Below are 19,932 nucleotides of genomic sequence, written 5' to 3'. Positions count from 1 at the left end.
ACCACACCCTCTAGACGACGGCGGCAGGCGCGATGTTCAGAAAAAGATTTGGAGGGGGCTAACGCGCGGCAGGGCGGGCCAGGCGCGCTCGGCAATGTTCGAGGCCATCGATGACCAGGGTATGCGCAAGCCCTACTGAAATGCCGAGATACTCGGCGATTTCCCGCAGCGTCGCGCCGCCCATGCGATGCATCTCGAGGGCAACACGTGTGCGCTCCGGCAATTCCTGCATGGCCGCCAGCAGGGCGCGCAACTCGCCTCGCCCCTCGGCCTCGGCCTCCGGCGTCGGCCGATCCTCGGCGAGACTCTCCGCCAGCACGGCGGCGCCAGGAACCATGTAGCGTTCCTCGCGCACCTGCTTGCGATGTCCGTCGATCGCGAGGTTACGGACGATCCGGTACAGGTAGCTCAGCGGTTGGTTGAGGAGCTGGCGCCGCGAGACTTCATCGAAGCGAAGCCAGGCCTCCTGAACCACGTCCTCGGCGGCGGCGCGCGACCCGACGATGCCGGCGGCATAGTCGACCAGCGAGAGCCGGTGTTCGATGAACAGGGAGGTGGACTCGGGCGTCACAAGCTCTAGATATCGTCCTTGCGAATGCTTCGCAATGACGGTTCGGTTGCCTTTGCGAAGCAAGAGGAACTTCCGCGCGCAGCAAGCGTTGTCGCGCGCATGTCCAGTGAAACGCTCCACGAAGACCCGGCCCGGCTCGGCCCCGAGGTCATCGATCGCCATCGCGCGATCGTTTCCCTCATGGAAGAACTTGAAGCCGTCGACTGGTACGACCAGCGCGCCAAGGCCACCGCCAACGCCGAGCTGCGATCCATCCTCGAGCACAATCGCGACGAGGAAAAGGAACACGCGGCAATGGCCCTCGAATGGTTGCGGCGCAACGATCCGAAGATGGACGAGCACCTTCGCACGTTCCTCTTCAAGGAAGGCCCAATCACCGGGATCGAGGCCGCCATGATCAAGGGCGGTGGCGAAGCTGGCGACGACGCCGAGCCGGCCTCTCAATCAGACGGCAGCCTGGGAATCGGCAGCCTGCGCAAGAAGTCGAGCCGGTGACACCATGAAGAACCATCTGTTTCGCGACCGCGCGCCCATCACCGAGGCCGGCTGGGAAGAAATCGAGAAGGAAGCCAAGCGCACTTTGCGCGCCCTGCTCGCGGCACGCCGCGTGGTCGACTTCCGGGGACCCCTGGGCTGGGGTGCCTCCGACGTCGAACTCGGTCGCGCCGATCCCATCGCGTCGCCGCGCGGCGGCGAGAATGTGCGGGCACTCCTGCGCCGTATCCAGCCGCTGGTCGAGTTGCGCATCCCCTTCGAGGTGTCGCGCGCCGAGCTCGACGCGATCGATCGGGGCGCGCGCGATCCCGACCTCGACAATGTGACGGCGGCGGCGCGTGAGATCGCCATGGCCGAGGACCGCGCCATCTTCCACGGCTACAAGGCGGCCCAGATCACCGGCATCTGCGAGGCCCAGAAGGGCCAGGCTGTCGCGCTCGGCACCAGCCACGCCGACTATCCCGATGCCGTCGCCGCGGCGCTGAAGAAGTTGCGCGACGAAGGCGTCGAAGGTCCCTTTGCCGTCGTTCTGAGCGAGCAGCTCTATAAGGACCTGCAGGCCCGCACCGACGGCGGCTATCCGATCCTGAGCCACGTGCAGCGCCTGATCGACGGCGAGGTCCATGCCGCGCCCGGCCTCGATGGCGGCCTGGTGATCTCGCTGCGCGGCGGCGACTTCGAGCTGACGGTCGGCCAGGATTTCTCGATCGGCTATCTCGAGCACGATACCGAACGCGTGCGCCTCTACATCGAGGAGAGCTTCACCTTCCTCGTCCTGTCGCCACAGGCGGCGATCCCGCTGGTGTCGGCGGGCAAGTAGAAGCTGAAGCTAACGCCGCGCCTTGGCCGAACGCGCGGCCTGGCCGAGCCGCAGGCAGAGCCGGCGGGCGATCGCCTCGTCGGGCAAGCCGGTGCGCTTGCACTCGATCTCCGCTTCGAGAATCGTCGACAGGGCCGCGCTCAATCGCGGCAGCGGCCAGGTGCGCAGGTGGCGCTCGAAGCGCTGGCGGACCGGGCCGCCGCGCGGCAGCCCGCGTGCCTTGAACATCGCGCCTTCTAGATTGCCGCCCTTGGCGGCGTGTCCCGACACGAGATGCAGCTGGTCGGCATGGCGCTGCAGCGAGCGCACGAGCTGGACGGGATTGCCGCCCTCGGCAAAGACGCGATCGAGTGCACGATCCAGCGCCACCAGTTCGCCGTCGAAGGTGGCGGCGATCACGTCGTCGATGCCGATCGAGGCGGTGTCGCCCAGCACGGCCATCGCATCTTCGAGCGTGATGGTCTTGCCGGCGTCGGTGCCCTTGTAGAGCAGCAGCTTGTCGATCTCGCCGCGCGTCTGGCCGCGGTCGCCGCCCAGCCGCTCGACGATCCAGTCCAGCGCGTCGGGCTCGACGGTCATGCCCTGCGCGCGAGCCGCGCCTTCAACGAGGCCTTCGAGCGCAGCTTCGTTGTCCATGTAGCAGGGCATGGCGGCCAGCGTGGCTTCGGTCTCGGCGAGCGTGCGCAGGTTGGAGCGCGGCGTCAGGTTGCCGGCCTCGACGATGATCAGCGCATCGCCGGCCGTTGCTTCGACGAGGTTCTCCAGCGCCGCGACGGATTCCTCGCCCGCCGGCCGGACGCGGATCACGCGGCGGCCGCCCATCATCGACAGGGCGCCGAACTCGTCGGCCAGCCGCGCCGGATCCTGCTTCAGCACGTCGCCCGCGATATCGACGACGCGGAACGGATCCTTGAGATCGTCGCAGATCGTTCTGGCGAGCGCCACGGCGCGCTCGGCGACCAGCCCGTCATCGTTGCCGTAGATCACCACGCCCCGGACCTTGGGGTCCGGCTTTTTGAGGAAGGCTTCGACCTGGCGTGCCTCGATCTTCACGCAGGCTTGCTCTCGTCCTCGGGCGTTTCACCGCCCTCGCCCAGCTTGGCGCGCTCGCGGGCGGCGCGCTTGGCTTCGGCCTTCTCGGCGACCTTGATGGCCTTGAGACGTTCGCGTTCGCGACGCTCGAAATCGTAGTTCGGCTTGCGTGCCATGTTCTCCGGCCTTTCTGGGTGTTGGAACCCTAGACCACGACGTTGACGATGCGGTTCGGCACGACGATCACCCGCTTGGGGGTCTTGCCGTCGAGGCCGCGGATGAGTTCGGGCAGGGCCAGCGCCGCGGCTTCCGCCGCGTCCTTGGGCGTGTCCTTGGCCAGTGCGAGGGTGCCGCGCAGCTTGCCGTTCAACTGCACGGCGACGGTGACGGTGTCGTCGACCAGCAGCGCGTCCTCGGGCAGCGGCCACGGCGCATCGGCCAGCAGGCTCCTGTGGCCGAGTGCGTGCCACAGCTCCTCGGCGAGATGCGGCGTCATCGGGCCGATCAGGCGCACGAAGATCTCCAGCGCCTCGCGCAGCGCCCAGCGCGTCGAGTCGTCCCTGGCCTCGACCGAATCGATCGTGTTGGCGAACTCGTAGAGACGGGCGACGGCCTTGTTGAAATGGAAGGCTTCGATGTCGGCCGAGAGGCCGGCGATCGACTTGTGCGCGGCGCGGCGCAGGGCGACGGCCGCGTCCGAGAAGGTCGCGGGCCTGGCCGTGCCGATGGCCGGTATGGTCTCGATCGCCTGCGAGGCGATGCGGAACAGCCGCTGCTGGAAGCGCCAGGCGCCGGTGACGCCGGCCTCGGTCCATTCGAGGTCGCGTTCCGGCGGGCTGTCGGACAGCATGAACCAGCGCGCGGTGTCGGCGCCGTAGTCACGGATGATCTGGTCCGGGTCGACGACGTTCTTCTTCGACTTGGACATCTTCTCCGAGCGGCCGACATCGACCGGGGTCTTGTCGGAGAGGCGCACCACCTTGCCGCCTTCGCGCGCGATCTCCTCGGGCGTCAGCCACGTCCCGTCGCTCGCGCGATAGGTCTCGTGGCAGACCATGCCCTGGGTGAAGAGACCGTCGAACGGCTCGTCGCGGCTGGTCATCTGGACCTCGCGCATCGCGCGAGTCCAGAAGCGCGAATAGAGCAGGTGCAGGATCGCGTGCTCGACGCCGCCGATATATTGATCGACCGGCATCCAGTACTGGTTCTCCTCGCGGTCGAACGGCGCCGTCTCGAGATGCGGCGAGGTGAACCGGTCGAAGTACCAGCTCGAATCGATGAAGGTGTCGAACGTGTCGGTCTCGCGGCGGGCGGGCTTGCCGCAGGCCGGGCAGGCGACATGCTTCCATGTCGGATGCCGGTCGAGCGGATTGCCGGGACGATCGAAGGTCACGTCGTCGGGCAACTCGACCGGCAGGTCCTTGTCCGGCACCGGCACGACACCGCAGTCCTCGCAATGGATCGCCGGGATGGGGCAGCCCCAGTAGCGCTGGCGCGAGACCAGCCAGTCGCGCAGGCGATACTGGATGGTGCCCTTGCCGACGCCCATCTCCTCGAGGCGCGCGATCACCTTGGCCTTCGCGTCCTCGACGCCGAGCCCGTCGAGGAACCCGGAGTTCACGATGACGCCATCCTCGACATAGGGCGCGGCGGCGATGTCGAGCGCCTTGCCGTCGACCGGCGCCACGACCTGCAGGATCGGCAGGCCGTACTTGGTCGCGAACTCGTGGTCGCGCTCGTCATGGCCGGGGCAGCCGAAGATCGCGCCCGTGCCGTATTCCATCAGCACGAAGTTGGCGGCGAAGACCGGGACCGTCTTGCCCGGTATCAACGGGTGCTTCGCCAGAAGCGGCAGCTTGTAGCCCTGCTTCTCGGCGGTCTCGACCTCGGCGGCGGCCGTGCCGGTCTTGCGGCATTCGGCAACGAAGTGCTGCAGGCCGGGATCGCCCGCGGCGAGGCCCTGGACCAGCGGATGCTCGGCCGACAGGGCCATGAACGAGGCGCCGAACAGCGTGTCGGGGCGCGTCGTGAAGATCTCGAGCTTGCCCCCGTCCTTTTCAGGCAAGGCGGCGCCCGAGGCGTCGGTGAGCTGCCAGAAGACGCGCGCGCCGCGGCTCTTGCCGATCCAGTTCGCCTGCATCAGGCGCACCTTCTCGGGCCAGCGGTCGAGCGTGTCGAGGCGGCTCAGCAACTCATCGGCGAAGTGGGTGATCTTGAGGTTCCACTGGGTGAGCTTGCGCCGCTCCACCGGTGCCCCGGTGCGCCAGCCCTTGCCCTCGATCACCTGCTCGTTGGCCAGCACGGTGTTGTCGACGGGATCCCAGTTGACCCAGGCTTCCTTGCGATAGGCGAGCCCGGCCTTCCAGAAGTCGAGGAACATCTTCTGCTGGTGGCGGTAGTAGCTCGGGTCGCAGGTCGCCAGCTCGCGGCTCCAGTCGAGGGACAGGCCCATCGACTTCAGCTGCTTCTTCATCGTGGCGATGTTCTCGTAGGTCCACTTCTTCGGATGGACCTTCTTCTCCATGGCGGCGTTCTCGGCCGGCAGGCCGAACGCGTCCCAGCCCATCGGGTGCAGCACGTTGAAGCCCTTGGCGCGCTTGTAGCGGGCGATCACGTCGCCCTGCGTGTAGTTGCGCACGTGCCCCATGTGGATGCGCCCCGACGGATAGGGGAACATTTCGAGCACGTAGTACTTGGGTCGCGCCTTGTCCATCGCGGCCCTGAAGGTCTGGCGCTCTTCCCAGACCTTCTGCCACTTGCTCTCGGTTTCGGTGAAATTGTAGCGCACGGCGGGTGCGGCTTGCGTCGACGACACGGAGTTCTTCCCGAAAAAGGGTGTACCCAGAAAAGACTGAGGCCGCAGCGGATGCCCGCTGCGGCCTCTCACGTCAAGCTTTGACAGAGAGGAGAGCCGACTCAGGACCCGCCGGCGATGCGAAGCTGGCGGGCGCGCGTGAGGATCGCGTTCTCGATGTCGATGTTGGTGCGTGGGTCGACCTGGGCGTCGACCCAGTTGCCGCCCTTGGGGCTGGTCTGCTGCTTGAAGACCGAGACGCGCACACCGTCGGCCCTCAGCTCGCGGTCGAGGATGGTGACCTGGACCTTCATGCGCTCGTTGGGCGTCTCGGACGGGGTATACCAGTCGGTGATGATGACGCCGCCGAACGGATCGGCCGAGACCAGCGGGATGAAGTTGATGGTGTCGAGGGACGCCCGCCACAGATAGGCATTCACCGCCACGCCGGTGCCGGTGTCGTCCCTCTTTTCCGCCTTGGAACCCAGGAGGCCGCCGGGACCGAACAGCGTGCCCTGCTCCTGGGTGCGGCCGCCCAGTCCCGCTCGAACGTCCTCCCTGCTGCGGTCGCCCGACGGACCCGTGGCCCTTTCATACTTGCTGGTTTCGTCGGCACAGCCGGTGGCGCCCACTGCCAACAACGCAGCCGCAACAATGCTCGCTAATCTGGACGGTCCCGTCATAGAATGGCGCCTTACTCTTCCCATGGGCCGCAATTCTGCGGCGGAGACAGTGGCGGGGACCATAGGCGCAAGGCGACCTGAACTGCAAGCGGCGGGGCGATACGACGCAATGAGTTTCTTGTAGCCACCTTCTTTTGTTCCTTGTCGATCTTGTGTTGCAACCAATTATCCACGAAGCCTTCGCCGCCGCTTGGAAGGCTCGCAAAATGTGACAAAGACGCCACAGGTGCGGGCAGAATGAAGCCGTCGGGCGACCATTTCTTGACCCTCGTTTTGGCGAAGTGTTTTATAGCCCTGCCGCATTGGTGGATTCGGTGGGCCTCGTGTCTTCAGGCTTCCAGTTCCCGCCGGTCGGACAGGCCTTTTGGTACGTACCAGTCTCTGATCAATGAGAGAGGGAGAATGATGAAGAAGCTTCTACTTGGCTCGACCGCCTTGGTCGTCGGTGGGCTGATGGCCGCGCCGGCCATGGCCGCCGATCCGATCAAGATCGGCGTGGGCGGCTATTACCAATTCTACGCCATCGCCGGCGGCATCCAGTCGACCTATGCCACGGACGGCTCGTGGGCGCAGTACAAGGGTCTCAATTTCCAGCAGGAAGGTGAAATCCACTTCATCGGCCAGACCAAGCTGGACAATGGCACCTCGGTCGGCGTGCACGTCGAACTCGAAGGCTGGGCGCAGGGCAGCACGGCGACGACCGGCGCGGCCTGGATCGACGAAGCCTTCCTGTTCGCCTTCGGCGACTGGGGCCGCATCGAGTTCGGTTCGCGCGATCCGGCGACCTACCGTATGTACTACGGCACGCCGTCGGCCCTGCTGGGCTTCGGCGCTGTTCAGCACAACTCGAACTTCGCCTGGGCCAACCAGAGCGTCATCGCCAACAACAAGGCGTGGTTCCACGCCACGACGACGACGAACGCCGGCCAGTTCCAGGACGCGCAGGGCATCAACTACTTCACCCCGCGCTTCCAGGGCCTGCAGATCGGTGTCGGCTATCGTCCGAAGATCAACGTGAACCCGCAGGGCGGCGCGATGTCCGGCCTCGGCGTCGGTCCGGGTTCCGGCACGACCGGTGTCTGTGGTTACACCAACGCCACCTCGGCGCCGAACTGCCTGACGAACGACTACTCGTATCAGGACGTGTTCGACGTCGGCGCCAACTACCTGAACAAGTTCGGCGATGTCACGGTCGCGCTGTACGGCGCGTTCCTGTACGGCAGCTTCATCCCGGGCAACCAGCCGTTCGCTGGCGCCGCCAACATGGCGACGGGCGCCAACGCGACCGCCTGGAAGCAGTGGGTCGTCGGCGCTCAGGTCGGCTTCAAGGGCTTCACCCTCGGTGGCGCGCTTGGCTGGGACAACCAGGGTCTGGGCTCCAACTACTACACCGGCCAGAACAACGACACCCGCTTCTACACCGCGGGTATCATGTACGAGACCGGTCCGTGGCAGATGTCGTTCAACTGGGTCGGTTCGTATAACAACAACGGCAACGGCTCCATTGGCTGCAACACGATCGCGGTCAACAGCGCTACTTGCACCACACCGGCCGCCACCGGCGTTCCGGGCGTGAACTCCACGGCGTTCAGCCCCGGCAACAACCCGGCGTCTCTCGCGTTTGGCCAGGAGTCGGTCAACAAGTGGGAAATCGGCGTGAACTACGCGCTCGGGCCGGGCGTGAAGCTCACCGGCGGTGGTCTGCTGTACACGGCTTCGGGTCCGTCTGCTGCCGTCTCGGGCAACAGCTGGGGTCTGCTGCTGGGTATGGACCTGCGCTTCTAGTCGCAGGGCGATCCGAAAATTGGAGAGAGCGGGCGAAAGCCCGCTCTTTTCTTTTGTGCGGACTTTGGATTCCTGTCGCGAGCCGCGACGGCGGCTTCCTATCGCGAGACGCGACGGCCGACCAGGTTGACGAACAGGCTGGGCAGGTAGGTCCGCGACACTGGCAGGCGCTCGGTCGCCTGACGCGCCAGCACGGCACGATTGTCCTCATGGTCGAGGACGAGCTGGAAGAGGCCCTGCTCCACCGCGCCCGCGCGCGGGTCGAGCTCCGGCCTGCCGTCCCGCTCGATCCGATAGGCGACGTCGAGGCCCACGTCGCCGCCGCTGTAGAAGGATGAAGCAACTTCGAGCCGCCCGAACAGCAGCATCAGGCCACGCACCGAGAAGCGCCAATAGTCGTCGGGCGCGGCATGGAAGGCCTGCGACCAGGCCGCCGTCACATAGGCAAGCCCACCGGGCCGCAGCGCCTGCTCGATATTGCGCGCCGCGCGCGCGGGATGGCGCGTGTGTTCGAGAACGTGGCAGCAGATCGCGAGGTCGAACGGCTCCTCGCCCAGCTTCCCCTTCAGGGTCCGCGGATCGCTGCAGATGTCGGCGACGCAATCCACGTTGGCGCCCTCGATGAGGTCGAGACCGATGAAGCGGGCCTTGGGACCGAAGCGCTTGGCGACGAGCTTGCGCCAGTTGCGTACGTTGCGATCGGCGACGAGGGTGCGCGATCCCACCTGCAGGACCCGGGGCGTCCGCTTGCCGATTGACTGGGCCACGCGGTCCAGCAACAGGTCGATCTCGCGGGCAACGCTCGTGCCGACGATGCGCAGCTCACCGGGGCGCAGCTCCCCGGGGCGCAGCTCATCCGGGCGTAGCTCACCAGGGCGCGGCTCACCAGGAGTGGCGCCCCCGGCGGCCATCAGTCGCGCACGACCAGGATGTGCATGCGGCGCGGGCCGTGGGCGCCCAGCTCCATCGCCTGCTCGATATCGCCGGTACGCGACGGCCCGGTGATGGTGTTGACGGTGCGCGGCATCCGGCTCTTGCCGTAACGGGCGCGCAGCCGCTCCCAGACATCCTCATAGCCCCCGACGATGTCGGCCTCGCGCAGCACCACGACATGCGTGTCGGGCAGCAGGTTGAGCGAGACCGGATGGTCGGGCCCCGAGGCCATCACGACGGTGCCGGTCTCGGCAATGCCGGCAAAGGCGCCGGTGACCGAAACCTGGTCGCTGCCTTCGCCGCGACCCCGTCGGATCGAGAGCATCTTCTGGCTCGACCAGTCGTAGCCTTCGAGGAGAGGCGAGGGCGCCATCGCGACGGTCGCCGGCAGATTGTTGCGCGCGAGATAGGCCGTCACTTCACCCGGCACGTCGGCCGCGCCGACCCTCGCCACGGTGGCGTTGAGGGCTTCGGCCCATTGGCAGAACAGCGCGACCTTCTCAGCTTGCGGCAGGCGCGCGCGCGCCACCGACGGGCCGCGCGGCGGCTCGGCGAGGCGTGCATCGACGGCATTGCGGGCCTCGCCGGCAAGCTCGCCGCGACGCAGCGAGCGGCGAATGCCGTCCAGGATCTGGGTCCGGGCGTCGTGCGTCGCGTCGCTCATGCCTTCCTCTTCGCCCAGCGCGCGTGGAACGTGCCGCCAGGCTGCGGCGCAGGGAAGTCGCGGAAGCGCGTCCAGCCGCCGGCGAGCGGCAGCGCCCGATAGCGACCGTCGGCGCGGCCGAACAGGGCCAGCACGCGGTTCGCAATTCCCGTGAGACGGCGATAGAGCGCAGGCCGGCGGGCGGCGAAGCTCCACAAGGCCAGCCCCTGCCGCACCGCCTTGGGCGTCAGGTGCTTCTCGAACTCGCGCTCGCGCCAGTGGCGCATCAGTTTCGGCAGCGGAATGCGCACCGGGCAGACGCTCTCGCAGCGGCCGCAGAAGGTCGAGGCGTTGGGCAGGTTGCTGGCTTCCTCGACGCCCACGAGCTGCGGCGTCAGCACCGCGCCCATCGGGCCGGGATAGACCCAGCCATAGGCATGGCCGCCGACGGCGCCGTAGACCGGGCAATGGTTCATGCAGGCGCCGCACCGGATGCAACGCAGGATCTCCTGCATCTCGGTGCCGAGGACGCTCGACCGGCCATTGTCGAGCAGAACGACGTGATACTGGTCCGGCCCGTCGAGGTCTCCCGGCCGCTTCGGGCCGGTGTTCAGCGTCGTGTAGGCCGAGGATTCCTGGCCTGTCGCCGACCGCGCCAGCACGCGCAGCAGCACTGCCGCGTCCTCGAGCGTCGGGATCACCTTCTCGATGCTGGCCAGCACGATGTGCATCCGGGGCAGCGTGTTCGAGAGGTCGGCATTGCCTTCGTTGGTCACCAGCATCGACGAGCCGGTCTCGGCCACCAGGAAGTTGGCGCCGGTCAGCCCGACATCGGCGTCGAGGAACTTCTGGCGCAGGACGTAGCGCGCTTCGGCGACGAGATCGTTGCGTTCGGTCAGGCGCTTGTCGAAGCCCAGCTTGGCGTGGTGTTCGAGGAACGTGTCGGCGACCTGGTCCTTGGTGAGATGGACGGCCGGCGCGATGATGTGGCTGGGCGGCTCGTTGCGCAGCTGGATGATGTACTCGCCGAGATCGGTCTCGATCGGCGCGATGCCCAGCGCCTCGAGATGCTCGTTGAGGGCGATCTCCTCGGCCACCATCGACTTGGACTTGGCGACGGTGCGGGCGTTCACGCTCTGGCAGAGTTCGGCAATGATGCGCCGCGCATCTGCGGCCGTCGGCGCCCAGTGGACATGGCCCCCGAGCCCGATGACCTTGCGCTCGAACTCCTCCAGGTAGAAGTCGAGATGGGCCAGCGTGTGGTTCTTGATGTCGCGCGCGCGGTCGCGCAGCGCCTCGAACTCGGGCAGCCGCTCGGCGGCCTGGCGTCGCCGCTCGGAGAAGCCGACCTTCAGCTTGGCCAGCGAATCCTGGAGGTTGGGATCCGCCAGCGCGTGACCGACATTCTCCTTGAAGGCATGGGCGGTCGATTCCATCAGCCGCGCTCCGGTTCGCCGATCGCCGGCAGGTCGCCCATGCCAGCCAGCACCTCGGCGACATGGCGCGCGCGGATGGCGCTGCCTTCGCGCTGCAGCTTGCCGGCCATGTTCATGAGGCAACCGAGATCGCCGGCCAGCAGCGTGTCGGCTCCGGTGGAAGAGATATCGGCCGACTTCTCGCCGACCATGGCGTTCGAGATCTCGGGGTACTTCACGCAGAACGTGCCGCCGAAGCCGCAACAGACTTCGGGGGTCTTCATCTCGCGGAGTTCGAGCCCCTGCACCGACCCCAGCAGATTGCGCGGCTGGGCCTTCACGCCGAGCTCGCGCAGGCCGGAGCAGGAATCGTGATAGGTCACCGACCCGTCGTAGCGTGCGCCGACTTCCTTGACACCCAGTACGTCCACCAGGAACGAGATGAGTTCATGGCTGCGGCCGGCCAGGTTCTCCGCGCGGGCCTTCATCGCCGGATCGTCATCGAACAGGCCGGGATAATGATGCGACAGCATTCCGCCGCAGGAGCCCGAGGGTGCCACGACGGCATCGTAACCCTCGAAGGTGTCTATGACCTGTGCGGCGATGGCGCGGGTCGTCGCGCGGTCGCCGGTATTGTAGGCGGGCTGGCCGCAGCAGACCTGGAGCGGCGGCACCTCGACGGTGCAGCCGGCCTCCTCGAGGAGCTTGACGGCCGCGAACCCGACCGACGGCCGGAACAGGTCGACCAGGCAGGTGACGAAGAGCGCGACGCGGCGCGGGCGGGCGGGTGGCTTGGACGGCGATCTGGACACGGCCCGAACATGGCAGCGGTGAAATGGGCGTGCAACGGCGGCTTGTCTGGAATTGTTCCAGCGTGATGGGGCGGCTTGCCGGCGCCTCCGCCGAAGGTCGCGGATGGGTCGCGGCCGTCAGTTCTTGTTCGGAACCAGGACGACGGCGCGACCGTCGCTGTTCATGCGGCCGGCCCAGTCGGCCGCCTGCGCGCCGGCGCCGTAGAACACGTCGCCGCGCGCCGGGCCCTTGATGGCCGCGCCCGTGTCCTGCGCGATCATCAGGCGGCGATAGGATTCGGTGGCGCCGGGCTTGCGATAGACGGGACGGCGCGTGTCGATCCAGACCGGCGTGCCGTACGGTGTGATCGTGGGATCGACCGCCATGCTGCGCTGGGCGGTGAGCGGCACGCCCTCGGCACCGATCGGCGCCGAAGTCCGGGTGTCCTTGAAGAAAATGTAGCGCTCGTTCTTGCGCATCACGTCCCGGGCCTGCTGCGGATTGCGCTTCAGCCAGTCGCGAATGGCCGGCCAGGTCGCGTCTTCCTTCTTCATCACGCCCATCTCGACCAGCACGGTGCCGATCGCCGTATAGGGACGGTTGTTGGACCCGTCGAAGCCCAGGGTCATGCTGCCGCCCTCGGCGAGCTGTATGCGCCCGCTGCCCTGCACCTGCATCTCGAACAGGCCGACCGGATCCTGCACGTAGGCGATCTCGAGCCCCTTGCCCTTGAGGGCGCCCGCCTCGATCTCGGCGCGCGTCAGGTAGGGTTGATCGCCGAGGTCGGGTGGCTTGCGGTAAACCGGAACGGTGAAGAGCCGCGACGGCACCTTGCTGCCGCGCATCTCGGGCTCGAAGTAGCCGGTGAACTTGCCCTGCACCTTGACGATCAGGGGGCGGAAATTCGACTCGAAGAAATTGCGCGCGCCGCGGGCATCCCCTGGCTTCACTGCGCCGGCGTTGTCGCAGATGCGCTTCCATTCCCCGGCGGAGATCGTTTTCTCGCCGCCGTCGGTGGCGATCGCGACATCCGGGCCGGCGGTCAGCTTGGGGCAGGAGCGGCGAAAGGCTGCAAGGGCTTCGGCGTGGCGATCCTCAGCCCAGCCCGCGATTTCGTTATAGGAGGTCGGCTCCATCGAAATGCGCTGCTGAGGCGCGGAGCCGGGGGTCGAGGCGCAGGCAGAGAGGAAACCGGCAGCGGCCAAAAGGGCCATGCCACCGGCAAGGAGGCTCTGTCGCATTCTCGGAAACGCCTCCCTCAGCCTTCGCTTTCGGTCTTGATGAGCTGCCAGTTGGGATCGCGCGATGTCGTATCGCGGCGGAACGTCCAGAGGTCCACGACCTTCTGAACTTCGTTGGGATTGCCGTCGACGATCTGGCTGTCGGCATTGCGTACGACGTTGATCTGCTCGCTGACGAACCGCACCGTGACGACGGCGTTCGTGCCCTGCATTTCGGCGGCGGCGATGTCCGAGGCCTCGAAGCCGATCAGCGTCGTCTCCGCTTTCTCGTTTCGCTCGATGCGGCCGCGAATGGCGGCCTCGAAGCTCGCGTAGGTGGCGCTGTCGAGCAACGGCTTGAGCGTTGCGGTATCGCCGCGCGCGAACGCCTCGACGATGGCGGTGAACGCGGCGCGGGCACCGCCCGTGAAGCCGATCGGCTCGAAGTCCGGATCGGCGGTGCGGATCGCGGCGACGCCGGGGGCGGCGGTCGGCATGACGGTCGCGCGAATGCCGCCCGGTCCGCTGGTCGCCGAGGACTGACGCGGCGCCGGCGCATTGGCCGTCGGCAGCGGCACGACATTGTCGCTGCCTTGCGCGGCATCACCGACGCGCGGCGTGGCCGGCGGCGGCGCAGGCGGCGTGAAGGGATCGCGGGCTGGCGGCTGTTCGTTGCCGGTGCGCTTGCCCAGCACGGACCGCAGCCGCAGGATCAAGAAGACCGCGACCAACCCGATCAGGATGATGTCGTAGTTGTTTCCCACGATGGCGCTCCACTGTCCTAAATTACATAGGCTCCGAATGGGGAAAGGGCAAGGCAACCGCCTGCCCGCCTCCTGGGCAACGACATTTCTCAGGCAGCCAGAACCACGATATCGACCGCTTCGGTGACGCCGCCGACCGTTCGACCGGGGCGGCGCTCATGCCTCACGGGCGCGCGATAGCCCTGGCGTTCGGCAAGCGCGTAGGTGATACCGTCGGTGAGGGCGCGGGTCCGCTCTTCCTTGTTGTGCTTCTCGAGTTTCGCCGCGAAATTCACGGCCTCGCCGATCACCGTGAATTCGAGCCGTTCGCCGTCGCCCACCGCGCCGAACACGACCCGGCCCGCCGCGACGGCCAATCCGATCTCGAGCGGGCTCGCGCCGGCGGCGCGGCGCTCCGAGGCCCAGTCCGCGGCGGCCTGCATCACCGCGTCGGCGGCCCGCAGCGCGTCCGCGGCGGCCGTGGTCGAAGGCATCACCGCGCCGAACGACGCCAGGATGCCGTCGCCCAGGAACTTGTCGATGCTGCCGCCGGCCGCCGCGATAAGCGGACAGACGCGCCCCTGATAGTCCTGCAGGACCTTCATCACCGCGTCGGGCGGGAGTTCGGTCGACAGGCGCGTGAAGCCGCGCAGGTCGACGGTGAGGATGGCGACGTCGCGCAGCTCGCCTTCGCCCGCCTTGATCGACATCGCCGCGCCCCGAATGCGGGCCGCCACGCCCGGATCGAAGAAGCGCGACAGGTCCTGGGCCGCCGTGCTCTCGCTCACCGCCTGCACCAGCAGCTGGCGCGCCCGCGAGATGGCAAGTGCCAGCACGAGGGTGGTGAGCAGGATGGCGATGATCTTGTCGACCTCGGCGTGGACCAGCAACGCGTTCGAGGTCATGTACTCGACGAAGTCGTCGGTCGGATTGGCCGGCCCGCCGCGGCCGCCCACCGCGTAGAGGATGAGACCGATCCATCCTGCGATCGCCGTCAGGCCGGTAAAAATGACGAAGCGCGCCTCGAAGCGCAGCGCCCGGAGCGCAATGAACAGGAAGACGTAGAGGAGAGTCGGTACCTTCAGATAGAAGACGGCCGGCTGGGCATATTTGTAATGGAAAGAATAGATCAGCCCCATCAGCAGGAGCATGTCGGCGACCACCGAAAGATAAAGCATCCAGGGCCGCAGCAGGCGCGCATAGGCAAGGCCGAGGCGTACCAGGCAGAAGATGCCGTAGGTGACCAGCACGTCGAACTCGAAGGAATAATCCTCCTGCACCACGCCGCCCGGCATCGAACTCGTTTCATAGACCGTGGCCACCAGCACGACGATGACGAGCTGCACCCAGCCGATCAGGATCTCGCTCTGATCCTGCTGGCGCGCGATCGCTTCGCGCACGCGCACGGGGAGCTGGGCCGCATCGCCGCTGCCGAACAACCAGTCGCGCAGGCGGCGCAGCATCAGCGCTTTTCCAGCCAGAGGCTGGCGGGGAGCGCATCCGGCGGTCGCGGCAGGCGCGAGATCACGGAGGCGGCCAGCCGGTCGGCCATGCGCCGCTCCGCCCAGACGCTGGAGAAGAGCGGCTTGAACGCGCCGCTGGCGAGCAGCGGCACCACACCCTGTTGTTCGTTGTAGGCGCGCCAGCCCCAGATTGCGGGATAGTCGAACGGCAGGAAGATGTCGTGGATGTGAACCAGCGTGCCGGACGGCAGGCGCGGCAGGACGCGGTTCAGGAGGATGTCGACGTCGCTGCCGGGCATCAGGATGTGGCTGGAATCGATGAACAGCACGTCGCCCTGCACCAGGCCGTCGAAGACCTTGTCCGGCGCCGCCTGCAGCGTCGACGATTTCACGCGCACGCCCGGCAGGTCGGCGATGTCGGCACGCGGCGCCGGGTCGATGGCCAGGATCTCGCCGACGCCGCCCAGCGCCTTCGACAGGACGCGCGTCGAATGGCCGGAACCGACCTCGATGATGCGGCGCGGCTTGCGTTCGCGCACCAGCGCATAGGCGACGGCGGCGTCGAGCGACGGGAACCACGACTGCTCGAACATCGCCTTGCAGTTCTCGAGTGCCTCCGCCCGCGCGTCGACGGCATCGAGGATGGCGGCGAACTGGTCGGCATGCTCCTCGAACAAACGCTCGATCGCGGGATAGGGTGGCTGCGCCCCCGGCGGCGGCAGCAGCGGCGCATAGCGGTGCGGGATGAACCAGCCGCGCGGCTTCAGGCCGAGCACGGTCGGCAGACCGAGGGCGAACCGCCGCCAGCGGCCGCGCAGGGTGGAGCTGGCACTCATCGGGACATGCTCACGGCGTCAGGGTCAGGCCTTCGTGGGCGACGAGGGCGCGCGGCAGGCCGCTCGCCGCGATCCCGGGCCGCGCGGCGGCCGCGGCCCGCGCCACGCCGTCCATGAAGGCGTCGTCATGGCTGGGATCGTGATGGAAGATCGCAAGTGTCCCGACGCCGGCCGCATCGGCGACCCTGACGCCCTCCTGCCAGGTCGAATGGCCCCAGCCGCGATAGCGCGCGTATTCCTCATCGGTGTAGCTCGAATCGTAGATCATCACGTCGGCGCCGCGGCAAAGCTCGACGATCCCCCCGTCGACATGGCCCTCACGATGCTCGGTATCGGTGACGTAGCAGATCGACTTGCCGAGATGGTCGATGCGATATCCGGTGGCGCCATTGGGATGATTGAGCGGTGCCGTGCGTACCGCGACCGCGCCGCACGACAGGCCCTCGCCGGCCTTGAACTCCCGGAATTCGACGCGTGCCTGGAAGACGTCGAGGGACACCGGATAGAGCGGCGCCTGCATCAGGTGGCCGACGACTTTCTTCAGCGTGTACGGGGCCTCGAGATGGCCGGCCCACATGCGCACCGAATTGCGGCGGTCGAACAGCGGCGCAAAGAAAGTGAGCCCCGAAATGTGATCGAGGTGGGTGTGGGTGAAATAGATGTCGATGTCGAGCGGCGCCTGACGCGCGAGTTCCACGCCCAGCGTGCGAATACCCGTGCCGGCGTCGAAGATCAGCCGGCGGCCGCCGGCGGTGACTTCCAGGCACGAAGTGTTGCCGCCGTACCGCGCATATTCTGCGCCGGGGCACGAGATGGATCCCCGCACGCCCCAGAATCGGACTTTAAGACCGTCGACCACAAACCCTTCCCGGCAACTGTGTCGCCAGAGTCCACAGGCGGGTGCGTCCCGTCAACCGAGGCAAGAGGCTCCATCATTCTGGCCACATTCTTGCGTAGCGATCCAGGCGGCTGTTTTTCGCGTATTCTTGCAGTCGGCGGTCGAATCCGGCGTCCCGACTGCGTTGCCTACCGGCCTGTTCGGAGCAATACTTTGCCTATGGAACCCATCAATCAGGCTTCTACCCCGGCGGCCGCGGTGCCGCCCCTGCGTTGCGCCAAGTTCGCCATCGGCCAGGTCGTGAAGCACCGCGTTTACCCCTTTCGCGGCGTGATCTTCGACGTCGACCCGGTGTTCGCGAACACCGAGGAGTGGCTGTCGTCGATCCCCGAAGAGGTGCGGCCACGACGCGACCAGCCCTTCTACCATCTGCTCGCCGAAAACGCGCAGACCACCTACGTGGCCTACGTCTCGGAGCAGAACCTGCTGGCCGACGATACCGGCAAGCCGGTGTCGCATCCGCAGGTGCCGCAGTTCTTCAAGGAACTGAAACGCGGCCACTACGTCTCGCGCGAGCGGGCGCTGCACTAACACTCCGTCGTCTCGACCGGAGCACCGGAGGTGCGGAGTGGAGAGACCTTCTCTCCGCTAAGAGCCGGCAATTGGTGGAGACAAGGTCTCTCCACTTCGCCTCGCTGCGCTCGGCTTCGGTCGAGACGACGAGGTTAATTTAGTGCCTCGGCCACCTGGTCGACGGTGGCGGTCCAGCCGACGATCGCGCCTTGCGCGCGGATCATGTCGAGTGCGGCCTTCTTGAATTCCGGGAAATAGCTTTCGGTCGCATCCTCGGCCAGCAGGCACTCGAAGCCGCGGTCGTTGGCCTCGCGCATGGTCGTCTGAACGCAGACCTCGGTGGTGACGCCGGCAAACACCAGGTGCGTGATCTTGCGCTCGGCCAGGATGTCGCCGAGCGGCGTCGCGTAGAAGGCTCCCTTGCCCGGCTTGTCGAGCACGATCTCGCCCGGCCGGGCGGCCAGTTCCGGCACGATATCGGCGCCGGGTTCGCCCGCGATCAGGATGCGGCCCATCGTGCCCGGATCGCCGATGCGCATCGACGGCTTGCCGCGCAGCCGCTTGGCCGGCGGGCAATCCGACAGGTCGGGCTTGTGGCATTCGCGCGTATGGATGATCGGCAACCCGGCGCGACGGAAGGCTTCGATCAGCCGCCCGACCGTCGGCACGATCGCCGACAACAGGCTCACATCGTTGCCCAGAGTCGCGCCGAAGCCGCCGGGCTCGATGAAGTCGCGCTGCATGTCGATCACGATCAGCGCGAGATGCGCCGGATCGAAGGTGAAGTCGAACGGCTGTGCCGCTATGGTTTTCATCAGTGTCCTGCCATCGCGCGGCCGATCGCGCCGACTTCAGCAGTCGCGGCATCGGTCTGCAGGGCCAGCTTGCCGTCGAACATGACCACGATGCGGTCGGAGAGCTGCAGGATCTCGTCGAGATCCTCGCTGACCAGCAGCACGGCGGCGCCGCGGTTGCGCGCCTGGACGATGCGGGCGCGGATCTCGGCGACGGCGGCGAAGTCGAGGCCGAAGCAGGGATTGGCCACGATCAGCAGATCGCCCTCGCTCGACAGTTCGCGCGCCAGCACCGCGCGCTGCACGTTGCCGCCGGACAGGCCGCGGATGGCGGCATCCGGCCCCGGCGTCTTCACCTTGTAGGCCTCGATCAGCTTCCGCGCCGTCTCGCGCATCGGGCTGCGCCTGAGACGAATGCCGTCGGGCGAGGAGGGCGGCTGGTCGAAGGAGCGCAGCGCGATGTTCTCCGCCACCGACATGTCGGCGACGCAGGCGTTGCGCAACGGCTCCTCCGGCAGGCAGGCGATCTTGTGACGGACCATCTCGGGTCGCGTCGCGGTGTAGACCTCGCCGTGCACCAGCATCCGGCCGGCTTCGAGGTCGCGCTGGCCGGCCAGCGTCTCGACGAGCTCGCGCTGGCCGTTGCCCGACACGCCCGCGATGCCGACGATCTCGCCGGCCCGAATCTCGAGCGCCAGCTCCTCGACCGCGAGCTGGCCGACATTGTCAGCCACCGACAGCCCTTCGAGCTTCAGCACCGCCTTGCCGGGCGGGCGCGTCTCGCGCTCGACGACGGTGCGCGTCTCGCGCCGGCCGACCATCATCTCGGCCATCCTGTCGTTGTCGAGTTCGCTCGTCGGCTTGGTGCCGATGAGCTGGCCGCGGCGCAGCACGGTGACGGCGTCGCAATAGGTGTTCACCTCACGGAACTTGTGAGTGATGGTGACGATGGTGATCTGCCCGCTCGTCGTCAGCTTCTTCAGGGTCGTCAGCACCTCGTCGGCCTCGTCCGGCGTCAGCACCGAGGTCGGCTCGTCGAGGATCAGCAGGTTGCGCTTCAGGTAGAGCTGGCGAAGGATCTCGCCTTTCTGCTTCTGCCCCGCCGCGAGGTCGGCGACGGGCACGTCGACCGGCACCGTGAACGGCGTCGTCTCGAAGAAGGCGTTGAGCGCCCTGCGCTCCGCCGTCCAGTCGATCACCGCCGGCAGGTCGCCGCGTGACAGCACGAAGTTCTCCAGCACCGTCATGTTCGGCACCAGCGTGAAGTGCTGGTAGACCATGCCGAGCCCGAGCTCGTGCGCCTGGCGCGGATGGGCGATCTCGACCTCGCGCCCGTTCAGCAGGATCTGCCCCTGGTCGGCGGCGTAGTAGCCCATGGCGCATTTCACCAGGGTGCTCTTGCCGGCGCCGTTCTCGCCCAGCAGGGCATGGAAGGCGCCGGCCTCGATCTTCACGGAGACGTCGTCGAGCGCGGCCATCGCGCCGAAGCGCTTGGTGAAGCC

The 19,932-nt window shown here is 67.2% G+C and carries 20 protein-coding genes; 4 read left to right on the top strand and 16 right to left on the bottom strand.

Annotated features, from left to right (window positions below; all coding sequences use genetic code 11):
• Nucleotides 1-58: 58 nt before the first annotated feature.
• Complete coding sequence (locus EPO41_RS25685; protein WP_296331667.1) at nt 59-571, bottom strand: sigma-70 family RNA polymerase sigma factor; 513 nt, start codon at nt 569-571, stop codon at nt 59-61.
• 24 nt (nt 572-595) lie between these two features.
• Here EPO41_RS25685 and EPO41_RS25680 point away from each other — a divergent pair, with 24 nt between their 5' ends.
• Together EPO41_RS25680 and EPO41_RS25675 are read left to right on the top strand one after the other, a co-directional pair.
• Nucleotides 596-1,066, top strand: coding sequence for a ferritin-like domain-containing protein (locus EPO41_RS25680; RefSeq protein WP_296331665.1), 471 nt, complete (start codon nt 596-598; stop codon nt 1,064-1,066).
• A 4-nt stretch (nt 1,067-1,070) separates the two neighbouring features.
• A complete protein-coding gene (locus tag EPO41_RS25675) occupies nt 1,071-1,886 on the top strand; it encodes a family 1 encapsulin nanocompartment shell protein (RefSeq protein ID WP_296331663.1) in 816 nt (271 codons plus the stop codon).
• 9 nt (nt 1,887-1,895) lie between these two features.
• On the opposite strand, the gene holA is transcribed toward EPO41_RS25675, so the two are convergent.
• From holA to EPO41_RS25655, 4 genes are all read right to left on the bottom strand, one after another.
• Nucleotides 1,896-2,939 carry a DNA polymerase III subunit delta gene (holA, locus tag EPO41_RS25670; protein WP_296331662.1) on the bottom strand — a complete coding sequence of 348 codons (1,044 nt, stop codon included), beginning with the start codon at nt 2,937-2,939 and terminating at the stop codon, nt 1,896-1,898.
• On the bottom strand, nt 2,936-3,094 hold the full coding sequence (locus tag EPO41_RS25665) for a hypothetical protein (RefSeq protein ID WP_296331660.1): 159 nt from the start codon (nt 3,092-3,094) through the stop codon (nt 2,936-2,938). The genes holA and EPO41_RS25665 overlap by 4 nt, the downstream gene beginning before the upstream one ends.
• A gap of 29 nt (nt 3,095-3,123) precedes the next feature.
• On the bottom strand, nt 3,124-5,733 hold the full coding sequence (gene leuS / locus EPO41_RS25660; RefSeq protein WP_296331657.1) for a leucine--tRNA ligase: 2,610 nt from the start codon (nt 5,731-5,733) through the stop codon (nt 3,124-3,126).
• A 101-nt stretch (nt 5,734-5,834) separates the two neighbouring features.
• Nucleotides 5,835-6,344: a DUF3576 domain-containing protein gene (locus EPO41_RS25655; protein WP_296331758.1), complete on the bottom strand. Its 510-nt coding sequence runs from the start codon at nt 6,342-6,344 to the stop codon at nt 5,835-5,837.
• A 453-nt stretch (nt 6,345-6,797) separates the two neighbouring features.
• On the opposite strand from EPO41_RS25655, the gene EPO41_RS25650 reads away from it, so the two are divergent.
• Nucleotides 6,798-8,180 (top strand): porin, encoded by a 1,383-nt coding sequence (locus tag EPO41_RS25650; RefSeq protein ID WP_296331656.1) that lies wholly within the window; start codon nt 6,798-6,800, stop codon nt 8,178-8,180.
• Between the two features lie 98 nt (nt 8,181-8,278).
• On the opposite strand, the gene EPO41_RS25645 is transcribed toward EPO41_RS25650, so the two are convergent.
• From EPO41_RS25645 to EPO41_RS25605, 9 genes are all read right to left on the bottom strand, one after another.
• A complete protein-coding gene (locus EPO41_RS25645) occupies nt 8,279-9,091 on the bottom strand; it encodes a methyltransferase (RefSeq protein WP_296331654.1) in 813 nt (270 codons plus the stop codon).
• Nucleotides 9,091-9,777: an LUD domain-containing protein gene (locus tag EPO41_RS25640; RefSeq protein ID WP_296331653.1), complete on the bottom strand. Its 687-nt coding sequence runs from the start codon at nt 9,775-9,777 to the stop codon at nt 9,091-9,093. Before EPO41_RS25640 ends, EPO41_RS25645 begins: the two co-directional genes overlap by 1 nt.
• Nucleotides 9,774-11,192 carry a LutB/LldF family L-lactate oxidation iron-sulfur protein gene (locus tag EPO41_RS25635; protein ID WP_296331652.1) on the bottom strand — a complete coding sequence of 473 codons (1,419 nt, stop codon included), beginning with the start codon at nt 11,190-11,192 and terminating at the stop codon, nt 9,774-9,776. Before EPO41_RS25635 ends, EPO41_RS25640 begins: the two co-directional genes overlap by 4 nt.
• Nucleotides 11,192-11,983 carry a (Fe-S)-binding protein gene (locus EPO41_RS25630; RefSeq protein ID WP_296331651.1) on the bottom strand — a complete coding sequence of 264 codons (792 nt, stop codon included), beginning with the start codon at nt 11,981-11,983 and terminating at the stop codon, nt 11,192-11,194. Before EPO41_RS25630 ends, EPO41_RS25635 begins: the two co-directional genes overlap by 1 nt.
• A 117-nt stretch (nt 11,984-12,100) precedes the next feature.
• Nucleotides 12,101-13,204, bottom strand: a complete 1,104-nt coding sequence (locus EPO41_RS25625) for an MltA domain-containing protein (RefSeq protein ID WP_296331650.1) — start codon at nt 13,202-13,204, stop codon at nt 12,101-12,103.
• A 17-nt stretch (nt 13,205-13,221) separates the two neighbouring features.
• The gene (locus tag EPO41_RS25620) at nt 13,222-13,947 is read right to left on the bottom strand and encodes a Tim44/TimA family putative adaptor protein (protein ID WP_296331649.1); all 726 of its coding nucleotides are present in this window, start codon (nt 13,945-13,947) and stop codon (nt 13,222-13,224) included.
• 89 nt (nt 13,948-14,036) lie between these two features.
• Entirely contained in the window at nt 14,037-15,389 is a 1,353-nt protein-coding gene (locus tag EPO41_RS25615; RefSeq protein WP_296331647.1) for an adenylate/guanylate cyclase domain-containing protein, read from the bottom strand.
• Complete coding sequence (locus tag EPO41_RS25610) at nt 15,389-16,225, bottom strand: class I SAM-dependent methyltransferase (RefSeq protein ID WP_296331645.1); 837 nt, start codon at nt 16,223-16,225, stop codon at nt 15,389-15,391. Before EPO41_RS25610 ends, EPO41_RS25615 begins: the two co-directional genes overlap by 1 nt.
• A 10-nt stretch (nt 16,226-16,235) precedes the next feature.
• Complete coding sequence (locus EPO41_RS25605) at nt 16,236-17,051, bottom strand: MBL fold metallo-hydrolase (RefSeq protein ID WP_296331641.1); 816 nt, start codon at nt 17,049-17,051, stop codon at nt 16,236-16,238.
• 231 nt (nt 17,052-17,282) lie between these two features.
• On the opposite strand from EPO41_RS25605, the gene hspQ reads away from it, so the two are divergent.
• Entirely contained in the window at nt 17,283-17,654 is a 372-nt protein-coding gene (gene hspQ / locus EPO41_RS25600; RefSeq protein ID WP_296331640.1) for a heat shock protein HspQ, read from the top strand.
• A 134-nt stretch (nt 17,655-17,788) separates the two neighbouring features.
• Here the strand turns inward: hspQ and EPO41_RS25595 are convergent, their stop codons facing one another.
• Together EPO41_RS25595 and EPO41_RS25590 are read right to left on the bottom strand one after the other, a co-directional pair.
• Entirely contained in the window at nt 17,789-18,451 is a 663-nt protein-coding gene (locus EPO41_RS25595) for a cysteine hydrolase (RefSeq protein WP_296331638.1), read from the bottom strand.
• Complete coding sequence (locus EPO41_RS25590) at nt 18,451-19,908, bottom strand: ABC transporter ATP-binding protein (RefSeq protein ID WP_296331756.1); 1,458 nt, start codon at nt 19,906-19,908, stop codon at nt 18,451-18,453. Before EPO41_RS25590 ends, EPO41_RS25595 begins: the two co-directional genes overlap by 1 nt.
• Nucleotides 19,909-19,932: the final 24 nt, after the last annotated feature.

This window comes from Reyranella sp. (genome assembly GCF_004297265.1).
Classification (GTDB): domain Bacteria; phylum Pseudomonadota; class Alphaproteobacteria; order Reyranellales; family Reyranellaceae; genus Reyranella.
This window is presented reverse-complemented; position numbering and strand designations above follow the sequence as displayed.